At 68.6% G+C, this 11,647-nt stretch carries 10 protein-coding genes and 1 pseudogene; 8 read left to right on the plus strand and 3 right to left on the minus strand.

Going from position 1 to position 11,647, the window contains the following annotated elements:
• Positions 1–53 precede the first annotated feature (53 nt).
• The gene (locus QSK18_RS07385; RefSeq protein WP_232813860.1) at positions 54–230 is read left to right on the plus strand and encodes a hypothetical protein; all 177 of its coding nucleotides are present in this window, start codon (positions 54–56) and stop codon (positions 228–230) included.
• On the opposite strand, the gene QSK18_RS07390 is transcribed toward QSK18_RS07385, so the two are convergent.
• The gene (locus tag QSK18_RS07390) at positions 231–1,019 is read right to left on the minus strand and encodes an alpha/beta fold hydrolase (protein WP_285617418.1); all 789 of its coding nucleotides are present in this window, start codon (positions 1,017–1,019) and stop codon (positions 231–233) included. It abuts the gene before it with no gap.
• A gap of 208 nt (positions 1,020–1,227) precedes the next feature.
• Between QSK18_RS07390 and QSK18_RS07395 the strand changes: the two genes are divergently transcribed.
• From QSK18_RS07395 to QSK18_RS07420, 5 genes and pseudogenes are all read left to right on the plus strand, one after another.
• On the plus strand, positions 1,228–2,421 hold the full coding sequence (locus QSK18_RS07395) for a M20 metallopeptidase family protein (protein ID WP_285617419.1): 1,194 nt from the start codon (positions 1,228–1,230) through the stop codon (positions 2,419–2,421).
• A gap of 123 nt (positions 2,422–2,544) precedes the next feature.
• Positions 2,545–4,140, plus strand: coding sequence for an ABC transporter substrate-binding protein (locus QSK18_RS07400; RefSeq protein WP_232813857.1), 1,596 nt, complete (start codon positions 2,545–2,547; stop codon positions 4,138–4,140).
• Positions 4,141–4,154: 14 nt separating this feature from the next.
• Positions 4,155–5,095, plus strand: a pseudogene (locus tag QSK18_RS07410) (ABC transporter permease).
• Positions 5,092–7,020, plus strand: a complete 1,929-nt coding sequence (locus QSK18_RS07415) for a dipeptide/oligopeptide/nickel ABC transporter permease/ATP-binding protein (RefSeq protein ID WP_285617428.1) — start codon at positions 5,092–5,094, stop codon at positions 7,018–7,020. The pseudogene QSK18_RS07410 and the gene QSK18_RS07415 overlap by 4 nt, the downstream one beginning before the upstream one ends.
• Positions 7,017–8,021: an oligopeptide/dipeptide ABC transporter ATP-binding protein gene (locus tag QSK18_RS07420; RefSeq protein WP_232813854.1), complete on the plus strand. Its 1,005-nt coding sequence runs from the start codon at positions 7,017–7,019 to the stop codon at positions 8,019–8,021. Before QSK18_RS07415 ends, QSK18_RS07420 begins: the two co-directional genes overlap by 4 nt.
• Positions 8,022–8,030: 9 nt before the next feature.
• Here QSK18_RS07420 and QSK18_RS07425 read toward each other — a convergent pair whose 3' ends face one another.
• Complete coding sequence (locus tag QSK18_RS07425; RefSeq protein ID WP_232813853.1) at positions 8,031–9,005, minus strand: asparaginase; 975 nt, start codon at positions 9,003–9,005, stop codon at positions 8,031–8,033.
• 109 nt (positions 9,006–9,114) lie between these two features.
• Here QSK18_RS07425 and QSK18_RS07430 point away from each other — a divergent pair, with 109 nt between their 5' ends.
• Together QSK18_RS07430 and QSK18_RS07435 are read left to right on the plus strand one after the other, a co-directional pair.
• Positions 9,115–9,675: a uridine kinase family protein gene (locus tag QSK18_RS07430; RefSeq protein WP_285617869.1), complete on the plus strand. Its 561-nt coding sequence runs from the start codon at positions 9,115–9,117 to the stop codon at positions 9,673–9,675.
• A gap of 243 nt (positions 9,676–9,918) precedes the next feature.
• Positions 9,919–10,494 carry a GNAT family N-acetyltransferase gene (locus QSK18_RS07435; RefSeq protein ID WP_285617430.1) on the plus strand — a complete coding sequence of 192 codons (576 nt, stop codon included), beginning with the start codon at positions 9,919–9,921 and terminating at the stop codon, positions 10,492–10,494.
• A 24-nt stretch (positions 10,495–10,518) separates the two neighbouring features.
• Here the strand turns inward: QSK18_RS07435 and QSK18_RS07440 are convergent, their stop codons facing one another.
• Positions 10,519–11,568, minus strand: coding sequence for a helix-turn-helix domain-containing protein (locus QSK18_RS07440; RefSeq protein WP_232813850.1), 1,050 nt, complete (start codon positions 11,566–11,568; stop codon positions 10,519–10,521).
• Positions 11,569–11,647: the final 79 nt, after the last annotated feature.

Here is an 11,647-nt window from a genome sequence, read left to right on the forward strand (position 1 = left end):
GCGGCCTGGTGACAGCTGTTTCCCCAGGTCAGGTTCTGGAGCACAATCGGTGTATGCCAACGTCCGGGGAACGTTCCAAGTACGCGGTGAGCCTGGCCGAGCTGGAGAGCTCCGCCCATGTGCCGCTCGAGCAGCAGGTGGCCGAGCAGGTCGCCACCCATGCCGAGCCGGCCATCAGTGAGTACGACAACCAGGTGGCGCGGCTGCTGAGCATCCAGCACGCGGGGTAGCTACTGGCCCAGGAAGCTGAGGGCGGCGCGCACGGTGGGCTCGGAGGGGAAGTGGCCGGGCTCGGTCTGTTCGTGCAGCACTGCGCCGGGGATGCGGGCCGCGACGATCTCCGCGGCGGCAAAGGGCACCTGGTCGTCGGCGGGGGAGTGCCAGAGGGTGACTGGGGTGCTCAGGGTCCGGAGGTCGAAGCCCCAGTCGCGTTGCTGCAGCACCCACTCGCGGGCGGGGCCGGCGGCCTCGTGGGCGATCGAATCCGTCAAAGGACGGCGCAGCGGGTGTTCGGGGGGCATCTGGGCCAGACCTACGGTCAGGTTTTCGAACCACTGCTTACGGACGTCGGTCTCGGGCATTTGCGCATAGGTCTCGAAGGTGCGTTGGGCCTCTTCGGGATAGTGGGCGCGGGTCTCGGGTTCGTTCACCATGCCCACCCCGGCCAGGACGGCCACCCGATCCAGGCGGTCAGGTAGGGCGGCGGCGAGGGCGTAGCAGTAGGGGGCGCCGCTGGAGATACCCAGGGCGCTGAACCGGGGTAGGCCGAGATTGTCCGCTAGGGGCGCGAGCAGGGCGGCCCAGTCGGCGATCGATTGCATGGCCACGGGGGTGGACTGGCCGTAGCCGGGCCGGGCGACGGTGATGAGTGAAACCCCGGCGTCGGTGGCCAGTTCGCCCCACTGCGGCGCAATCCCCGCTGAGCCGAGCATTCCGTGATGCACGAAGACCGGCCTGCCCTCCGGATCGCCGTGCCGTTCGTATTCCATGGTCACGTCGGCGTTGGTGAACAGCGGCATGCGGTGGTCCTCTCGGTTCGCCGGGGCGCACCAACTTAGCCCACGCTTCCGAAACCGGCCCGCTGCCGTGATTTACGGTCACACCTATGGACGGGTGGCGAGGGTCGGGCGGTATGGTGCCGGGAGCGAAGGTCCCGAGTGAGACAGCGAAGTCGCCCAGCCGGTGGGCCTGGCCGCCGTCGTCGCCCACACCGCCCGGAGACTTGCCATGACCTTTCTGAATCAGGCCGAGCGGATCGCGCCGGAGCTGATCGCGCTGCGCCGCACCCTGCACGCCGAGCCCGAGCTGATGCTGGACCTGCCCAGGACCCAGGCCACCGTGCTGGCTGCCCTGGAGGGCTTGGATCTGGAGATCGCCACCGGCCGGGGGCTCAGCTCGGTGGTGGCGGTGCTGCGGGGTGGTCGGCCGGGGCCGGCGGTGCTGTTGCGCGGCGACATGGATGCTCTGCCGATCCGGGAGGCGAACGTTCTGGAGTTCGCCGCTACCAACGGCCGCATGCATGCTTGCGGGCACGACCTGCACACGGCCGGTCTGGTCGGGGCGGCGCGGCTGCTGCACGAGCGGCGCGAAGAGCTGCCGGGCAGCGTGGTGTTCATGTTCCAGCCCGGTGAGGAAGGGGCCGGCGGGGCGCGGATCATGCTGGAAGAGGGCTTGCTGGAGGAGCAGCCGGTGGCCGCCTATGCGGTGCACGTCGACTGCGGCGAGGCACTGGGTGTCTGGAGTACCCGGCCCGGCCCGCTGATGGCGAGCTCCAGCGTGATGTACCTGAGGCTGAGCGGCACCGGAGGGCACGCGGCCATGCCGCACGGCGGGGTCGACCCGGTGCCGGTGGCGGCCGAGATGATCCTGGCCATCCAGGCTTTCGTCACCCGGCGGATCCCCGTGCAGGATCCGGCGGTGATCTCGGTGACCAGGCTGGCCAGCAATTCGTTGGCACGCAATGTCATTCCGGGTGAGATCGAGATCGACCTCAACATCCGGACGCTCTCCCCGCAGACGCTGTCCTACGTGCGCACCGAGCTGCCGGCCATGCTCACCGCGCTGGCGGCCGTGCACCGCTGCTCGCTGGAGGCCGAGTTCGTGGGCAACTACCCGGTCACCGTCAACGATCCGGCCGAGACGGCTCAGGTGCTCGAGTGGCTGGGCGACCTGCACGGCCCCGGCCAGGTGGAGCTGCTCGACACACCGGGCATGGCCTCGGAGGACTTCTCGTACGTGCTCGAAAAGGTTCCCGGAGCGATGGTCTTCCTCGGAGTCCGGCCGCCACAAACGTCTGTAAACGAGCCGCCCGCAATGCATTCGGCCACTGCCGTGTTCGACGACTCGCTGCTCGGGCAGCAGGCCGCGACGCTGGCCGAGCTGGCCTGGCGTCGCCTGCGCAAGGCATCGCACCCCGTCTAGAGCGGAAAGGTCAAGGGGGAGTGCAGCAGGAAGACCGGTTTGCCAGAATTTCCGCTGTCTACCTACGCTTTGAGTGCGCAAGGTCCCGTGGTCCGCCGGCTGGGCAGACGAAGGAGTCACCAGATGCAGCGCTCGACATTCCCCCGGCGACCCCGGTCGCGCCTGGCCCTGCTCGCCGTCGCCACCGCGGTCGGGGTGGCCCTGGCGGCCTGCGGCGGCCCGGCCTCGTCCGACAGCAGCGCCGACACCGGCACCCTCACCGCCGTGATCGGCTACGGCAACAACCAGAGCTGGGACCCGACCCAGACCGCCTCGGCGTTCTCGATGGCCGCCTTCACCAACGTCTACGAGCCGCTGGTCAGTGGTGACCCGATCACCCGGGAACCGCAGGCCGGCCTGGCCGCCGTGCCCACCGAGGTCGACGGCGAGACGATCACCTTCGAACTGCGCGAAGGCGCGAAATGGTCCGACGGGCAACCGGTGACGGCCGAGGACGTGGTGTTCACCTACGACCGCATCCTCGACCCGGAAGAGAACGTGCAGCTGCGGGCCTTCTTCTCCGGCTGGCTCGAGAAGGTGGTGGCCAGCGGCGACAACGCCGTCGAGTTCCAGCTCAAGCAGCCCTTCCAGTACGCCCTCGACCGGGTGCAGACCGCGATGATCGTGCCCAAGCACGTCTTCGACGGGAAGTGGGAAGACGCGGCCGGCGGCAAGACGCTCGGCTCCGGGCCCTACAAGATCACCGAGCAGGCCGCCCTCGACCACACCACCTTCGTCAAGAACGACCAGTACAACGGTGAACACCCGGCCCAGTACGACACCATGGTCTGGCGATCCATCGTCGACGCGGCGCCGCGGGTGGCCGCCATCTCCGGCGCCCGGCCGCAGGCGCAGATCGCCGACAACATTCCGCCGGCGAACATCGAGCAGCTGCGCAAAGACGGCCGTGAGGTCGAGGCGGTGCAGGGGCAGAACAACGTCTTCCTGATGTTCAACACCACCAAGAAGCCGTTCGACGACAAGCGGGTCCGGCAGGCCCTGCACTACGCGATCGACAAGGAGAAGGTGGTCCAGGTCGCCCTGAAGGGCGAGGGGGTGGGCGCCGACAGCTATCTCAACCCCGAGCTCGAGGCCTACCAGAAGGCCGCCACCGACTTCGCCTACGACCCTGACAAGGCCAAGCAGCTGCTGCAGGAGGCCGGGGTCAGCAACCTCAGCATCACCCTGGGCTCCACCAACACCTCTCTGGTGGCCGACACGATCAACGTGATCAAGGAGGGCTGGGACGCGATCGGCGTGAACACCACGCTGAACCCGCAGGACACCAAGGCCCTGTTCTCCAAGCTCGACGGCGGTGAGGACTACCAGGTGGTGGCCGCCTCGGGCAATCCCCAGCAGTTCGGCAACGACCCCGACCTGGTGCAGCGCTTCTACTACAGCCCCGAGTCGCTCTGGTCGTCCACCTACGCCAAGTTCTCCGGGCCCGAGGCCGACGCGCTCTACGAGCAGATGGACAAGGCGGCCTACGCCCCCGACGCGGCCACCGCCAAGACCGAGAACAAGAAGGTGCTCGACGCGATCGCCGACCAGGCCGTGCTCTTCCCGGTGGTGTTCACCCGGCTGGTCACCGCCTGGGTGCCCGACCGGCTGGAAGGCATCCAGCCGCAGGGCTACCCGGGCATCAACGTGATACGCGCGCAGCGGGTCGACCAGCAGTGACCGTGGTGGCGCGGATGCTGCTGAGGCGTCTGCTGCTCTTCGTCCCGCTCGTGCTCGGCGTGGTGCTGTTCGTCTTCGTGGTGATGCGCTTCGCCCCCACCGATCCGGCCTTGGCCGCGTTCGAGGGCGGCAGCGCCACGTCCGCCCAGCTCGAGGCGTTCCGTGAGGCGAACGGTCTGAACGACCCCTGCCGGTGCGATACGTGCGGTTCGTGGCCGACCTGGCCCAGGGCGACTTTGGCACCTCGCTGATCACCCGGCAGCCGGTGCTCGACACGATCCGCACCGCGCTGCCGCTGACCGTGCAGCTCACCGCGCTCGGCATTGCGATCGCGCTCACCGTGGCCACCCTGCTCGGGGTCACCGCCGCGGTGTTCCGCGACCGCTGGCCCGACCAGCTGATCCGGCTGGTCAGCCTGATCGGGGTGGCCGCCCCGCCGTTCTGGGTGGCGTTGCTGCTGATCCAGTGGCTCGCGGTGGGGCGCGGCATCTTTCCCACCGGGGGCTACGTGAATCCGTCGGAAGGCGTCGGGCCCTGGCTCAATTCCCTGGCCCTGCCCGCCTTCTCGCTGGCCCTGCCGGTAGCGGCGCAGATGACGAGGATCATCCGCACGTCGGTGGTGGAGGAACTGGACAAGGACTACGTGCGCACCGCGCGGGGTCTGGGGCTGCCTCCGCTGGTCGTGGTCGGGCGCAACGTGCTGCGCAACGCCCTGGTGAACCCGCTGACCGTGCTGGGTCTGCGGATCGGCTACATGCTCGGCGGTGCGGTGGTGATCGAGACCATGTTCGCCCTGCCGGGCATGGGGCAGAACATGATCCAGGCGGTCGGCGACGGTGACATCGCCAAGGTCCAGGGCTTCGTGCTGACCATCGCGATCGGTTTCCTGGTGGTCAATCTGGTGGTCGACGTGCTCTACCTGATCGCCAATCCCCGCCTGCGGACGGCGTCATGAGGCCGAAACTGCTCGACCTTGCCCGGCCGGGCATCCGCTTCCAGCGCCTGAACTGGGCTTCCTACCTGGCCCTGGGGGTGATCGTCACCCTGGCCCTGGTCGCGCTGCTGGCCCCGCTGATCGCCCCGCACGAGCCGAACGCGATCAGCTCCGACACCGGCGGCCCCTCGTCGGAGCACTGGCTCGGGGTCGACGACAACGGCCGCGACGTGTTCACCCGGCTGCTCTACGGTACCCGCTGGTCGCTGGCCATCGGGCTGCTCGCCACCGCCTTCGCCCTGCTCTGCGGGGCGGTGCTGGGCGCCTTCACGGCCACCGCCGGCAAACGGGTCGACGAGCTGGTCATGCGGGTGCTCGACGTGGTCATGGCCTTTCCGGGGATCGCGCTCGCCGCCGTGCTGGTGGCGGTGTTCGGCCGGGACATCCCGGTGCTGATCCTGGCCATCGGCTTCCTCTACGTGCCGCAGGTGACGCGGGTGGTGCGAGCGAATGTGCTGGCGCAGTACGCGGAAGACTACGTGGCGGCCGAGAAGACCATCGGGGCAAGGCGTTTCTACACGCTCACCCGGCACGTGGCGGTGAACTGCGCAGCGCCGGTGCTGGTGTTCTGCACGATCCTGGTGGCCGATGCGATCGTGTTCGAGAGCTCGCTGTCGTTCATCGGTGCGGGCATCCAGCCGCCCGACCCGTCCTGGGGTTCGGTGCTGGCCGACGGAAAAGACCTGGTGCTGATCGGCGGCTGGTGGGCCACCTTCTTCCCGGGCCTGCTCATCCTGATCACCGTGCTGGCGCTGAACGTGCTGGCCGAAGGGGTGTCCGACGCCTGGGCGGCGCCCTCGGCCAAACCGCAGGCCCAGCAGGCGGCCGCGCGCGAACTGGCCCGGGCCGCCTCGGAGAACCAGCCGCCGGTGCTTCCCGAGGCGCAGTTGCGCGAGGTCGGGGCCCGGCTGAACGAGCGCCGCCGTGACCTCGAAGGGGCCCCGGTGGTGCTCGACGTGCGGCACCTCTCGGTCAGCTTTCCCCAGCGTCATCGGGGAAACGCAGTGGTGCAGGACATCTCGTTCTCGGTGCGGGCCGGTGAGGTGCTCGGGCTGATCGGCGAGTCCGGTTGCGGCAAGTCGCTCACCGCGCTGGCCGTGATGGGTCTGCAGCCGCCCGGCGCGGTGCTCGGCGGAGAGGTCGAGTTCGAGGGCCGCGACCTGCTCGGCATGTCGGCCAAGCAGCGCCGGCAGCTGATGGGCAGTCAGATCGCGATGATCTACCAGGACGCGCTGTCGTCCCTGAACCCCGCGCTGACCGTGAAGAGCCAGCTCAAGCAGGTCACCCGGCGCGGCGGCCGGCGCACTCCGGAAGAACTGCTGCAGCTGGTCGGTCTCGATCCCGGGCGCACCCTGCGCTCGTACCCGCACGAACTGTCCGGCGGGCAGCGCCAGCGGGTGCTCATCGCCCTGGCCCTCGCCCGCGACCCCAAGCTGATCATCGCCGACGAGCCCACCACCGCCCTCGACGTCACGGTCCAGGCCCAGGTGATGGAGCTGCTGCTCACCCTGCAGGCGGAACTCGGGTTCGCGCTGGTGCTGGTCTCGCACGACCTGGCCCTGATCGCCGAGCTCACCGATCGCGTGGTGGTGATGTACGCCGGGCAGGTGGCCGAGACCGGGCGCACCGCCGAGCTGATCGCCTCGTCGCGGCACCACTACACCCGCGGCCTCCTGGCCAGCGTGGTCTCGATCGAGCAGCAGGAACAGGTACTGGCCCAGATCAAGGGTGTGGTGCCGGCCCCGGCGCACTTCAACCAGGGCTGTCGCTTCGCCGACCGTTGCCCGGCGGCGCACGACGACGTCTGCCCGCTGCGTCTGCCCCCGGTCGAGGGCGACGACGATCATCTGGTCGCCTGTCACTACCCGGTGGGGGCGCAGTCATGACCGAACTGATGCAACTGCAGGATGTCTCGGTGATTCACCGGATCCGTGGGCGCGGCCTCCTCGGCAGTGCTGCGGTGTACGCGCTCACCGAGGCCAGTCTCACCATCCGCTCCGGCGAGACGGTCGGTGTGGTGGGTGAATCCGGTTGTGGCAAGACAACTCTGGCCCGGGTCCTGGTCGGTCTGCAGAAACCCACCAGCGGCGAGGTCAGCTTTCAGGGGCAGTCGCTGTGGTCGATGTCGGCCGCCGGCCGGCGTAAGACGTTCGGAGCCCGCATCGGCACCGTCTTCCAGGATCCGTCCACCGCGCTGAACCGCCGGCTCAGCGTGCAGCGCATCATCGCCGACCCGCTCGTCGTGCACCGCCGCGGTGACCGCGCCACCCGAGCCACCCGCGTCCGTCAATTGATGGATCTGGTCGGACTACCGGCAGCCGTGGCCGACGCCGTGCCCGCACAGCTCTCCGGCGGTCAGCGGCAGCGCGTGGCGATCGCGCGGGCGCTGGCGCTGGAACCGGATCTTCTGGTGGCCGACGAGCCGACCTCGGCGCTGGACGTGTCGGTGCGGGCGCAGATCCTGAACCTGCTCATGCGCCTGCAGTCCGAACTGGGCCTGGCCATGGTCTTCGTCTCCCACGACATCCAGACCGTGCGCCGGATGTCCGACCGAATCATCACCATGTACCTCGGCCGGATCGCCGAGGAGGCGCCGGCCGGAGCAGTGGAAGAGGTCGCCCGCCACCCCTACACGCACGCGCTCTTCTCTGCGACTCCCCGCCTGCTCACCGGCGCCCGCCCGATTCCGTTGACCGGACGCGTCCCCTCGGCCACGAATCCCCCGTCGGGCTGCAACTTCCGCACCCGCTGCTGGCGGGCCACCGATGAGTGCGCGGCTCAGCTTCCCGCGCTGTCCGTAGAAGAATTGAGGACGGGGGAGGTGCGGTACCGCTGTATCCATCCGATTCGGGAGGCCTCGGATCTGGTTCAGAGCGAAAAGGGGTGAGCGCTTCGATCAGCTGTTGGCTATCTGCTCGAACCGTTCCTGCAGAGCATCGCCGCTCAGGCCGTGCATCAGACAGAGGATGAGCAGGATGCGCGCCTTCACCCCGGTCAGGTGCCCGCCCCAGATCAGGCCCCGGCCAAGCAGGTCGATCTCACCGCCGCGGTAGCCATAGGTACGGCGCAGCGTCGGTCCGGCTCCGGCGCGGCTGCACAGCACCACGGGCAGAGGGCAGGCCTCTACCGCCGGAATCGCCCGCGCGGCCACGTGCCCGCCGCCCATCCCCTCCAGAACGACCCCGGCGTAACCGAATCTGGCCAGTTCAGGCAGCAGCCGAAGATCGTCGTCCACCCCCGTACTGATGAGAGCTACTTGGGGGGCATCGACGTCCAAAGGCACTTTGAGGGTCGGCGCCCGGCCCGCCGACAACTGCAGGTGCACATCGCCCTCGCGAACCAGACCGAGCGCGCCCCACGGCGAGGCGGTGAAGGCGTCGGCGTGCACCGCGCTGTCCTTACGCACGGTGCGCCCGCTGAAGATCCGGTCGGCGAACACCACCAACACTCCGGAGGCCAGCGGCGACGAGGCGACGTTGACCGCGGCGATCAGGTTCGCCGCGCCGTCGGCCCCGGGGGTGTCCCGGTCGCGCATCGCTCCGGTGACCACCACCGGGCGCTGCTCACCGGCTCCCAGCACATCGAGGAAGAAGGCCGTCTCCTCCAGCGTGTCGGTGCCCTGCGAGACCACGATCCCGGCCACGTCGCGGGCCTCGGCAATGCGCTCCAGCAGGGCGAACAGGTCGGCGAAGCCCAGCGAGGGCGAGGGCAGCAGCCGCAGCTCGTGCGGGATCACCTGCACGTGGGGCAGGTAGGGGGCGAGCTGCCCGGCCAGCTCGTCGGCGCCGCTGCGGGGAATCACACCGGGCGTCCCGCCCTCGCCGGATGAGCTGATCGTGCCGCCCAGGGTGATCAGCAGGACTTTGGTCATGGGCGGCAATGTGGCGCGTGGAGGTGGGCCGCGTCGAATTGAACACGCTGCGCTGAGATTGCTGCACGCTGGGGTGATGGCGGGAGAGGCGCAGAGGCTGGCGGGGTTGGTGAGAGCTCGGCTCGAGTCGGTCGGCGAACGTTCGTTCGTTGTGGCGATCGATGGACGTTCGGGGGCCGGGAAGTCGACGCTCGCCGGTGTGGTGGCCGAGTTGCTCGAAGACTGCCTGGTCATCGACGGCGACGACTTCTACGCCGGCGGCGCCCAGGAAGAGTGGGACCAGCGCACCCCGGCCGAGAAGGTTGCCCAGGTCATCGACTGGTCGCGCCAGCAGGCGGTGCTGAGGACGCTGCGGGCCGGGGAACGCGCGGAATGGTTCGGCTACGACTGGGACGCCTTCGACGGACGGTTGCGGCTGGATCCGACGGTCCTGGAACCGGCGCGGGTGGTGATCCTGGAAGGGGCCTACAGCGCTCGGCCGGAACTGGCCGACCTGGTGGACCTGCGGGTGCTGGTCGAGGCCGACCTGACCGTTCGGCGACAACGGCTGCGGGCCCGGGACGGTGCCGACTGGCACGACGCCTGGTTCACCCGCTGGGACGAGGCGGAACGGTACTACTTCGGCCGGGTGGTGACCAGGAATGGATTCGATGCGGTTCTCCGCACCTGAGCTGACGTCAGCTGAACATCGGCGAGCACCACTGGATGCACCTGATGGCACTGAAGTTACTTGATACTGGGCGGCTTTCGCGCGCTGCGGAAAGCGCATGAGCGCTGCACCGCAGCCCGGTCGTCCGTTGCCAGCGGCCCTCCGGCGCGTGAAAATCTTGAGAGCGCTGAGGCGTACGGAGCGGCGGGAACATCGGCGAAACGCGGCTCCGTGACATTGGCTTCTGTCTTACGGGGTGCGGCGGTGCTGATTCAGGATGTCGAGTTCATCGGATCGAGGCAGGGTTTCACATCTCCCGGGGCGCCCGGGCGCACGGTCGAGGTGGTGCAGTTGCACGAGCCCGACTGGCTGACCTTGCGCGAGGCCCGGCTGGCGGCCCTGCGGTCGTCGCCCGATGCCTTCTGCGGCAACTACGCCTCCGAGCGGCTGGTGCGCCGCCGGGTCTGGCGCCGCCGCCTGCGCACCGGCACCTGGACGGTGGCCAGGGCCGACGGGCAGATCGTGGGCCTGGCCGGGATGCTGCACGAGCCCGATCCGGTCGGCGGGCCGGACGCGCCGTTCGGCACCCGCTGCATCGAGTCGGTGTGGGTGCACCCCGACTACCGCGGCTACGGGGTGCTGAAGCACCTGCTGGCCTCGGTGGAGGAGAACGCCCTGCGCCAGGGGGTCGGGGTGTTCGTGCTCTGGGTGCTGGAGTCGAACACGGTGGCGGCCGAGGTGTACCGGCGGCTGGGCTACCGGCACACCGGCATCGCCCAGCCGATCAGTGTGCGGCGGCGGTGGGACGTGGAGAACCGGTTGATGAAGAGCCTGCTCTGAGCGTCCGCCCGGAGTCGTGCAGGCTCATCCGACGTCGCCCGGAGACCATTCGAAAAGTCGCGCGCTCTCGTTCCGGAAATCCGGGGCGAGAGGGTAGCGGGCGACGATGTCTACGCGCATGAGCAGGCAAAAGTCGCCCGAAGGAAACCTTTGCGCAAGGAACTCCTCGTTGCCGGCCCGGATGGTCTCGTCGGTCACGGCCAATGCGGCCGCCAAGACCCCCCGGCTGTGGATGCCGTTGAGCATCGTCAAGGTCCGGTTGGAATTGAACGGGTTGCGTACGCGGGCGATCATCGCGACGTCCTCGATGACCTCTCCGGACTCCTCGTCGAACTGGGGAAAGAAGATCTTGTCCTGATCGTTGACCCGGAACACGGCCCCGGTCTTCACGTCCTCGTGCTCGATCTGGGAAACCGGGAAATTATTGATCTTGGAGTAGATCTGGCGGGTGGTCTTACTCCAGCCAATACCGCCGATGAGGATCAGGTGGTTCTGCAGGTCTCCTCGAGCGAAGTTGCCCGGGACTCGGTAGAACACCTTGCGGTCCGGGTTCAGGGCGCGCAGGTGACCGAAAGTCTCGATCAGGGCGTCCGGATCGGCGTACCGGTGCAGTCGGGCGTAGTTGGGTGAGGCTGGGTCGGCTAGTGCTCCCTGGACTTCGCCGGGGGCCTCGGGGCAGACGATGACAATGTCGCCCTCGTCGAACTGCAGCAGGGTTCGCTGTAATGGTGAATCGTCTTCGCCGGCCTGCAGAAGATTGAGCAATTCGTCGTGCAGCGTCCGATATCGATCAAGGTCATCGGCATCTTCCGCCAGTTCGGCCTGGCTCAGAGGCCTGAGGACAGGGCCAATGAAAGCTCGGTCAGTGGCGAACAAACGGGCGTACGCGTCAAGTCGTTCGGCGGTCGGAGTCTTGCGGTCCGACTCCCAGTGACTCAGGGTCGGGGCCGATACCTTGCGTTCCGTGGTGAAAGCCCTGGCCAGAGCTTCTTGCGTGAGCCCGGGCCGACTTGCCCGCAGATCGCTCAACCGGCGAGCAAGGGCGCTTGGCTGGAACTGGAATGCCTCAGTCATCTGGCGTCCGCCTTCGGGGTGCTGGGCAGGTGGAGGACCGTCGTGGGTGCCTCACTCGTCATTGTGGGTGATCGGGGCA

Origin of the sequence: Kineosporia sp. NBRC 101677 (genome assembly GCF_030269265.1) — a bacterium.
GTDB lineage: Bacteria > Actinomycetota > Actinomycetes > Actinomycetales > Kineosporiaceae > Kineosporia > Kineosporia rhizophila.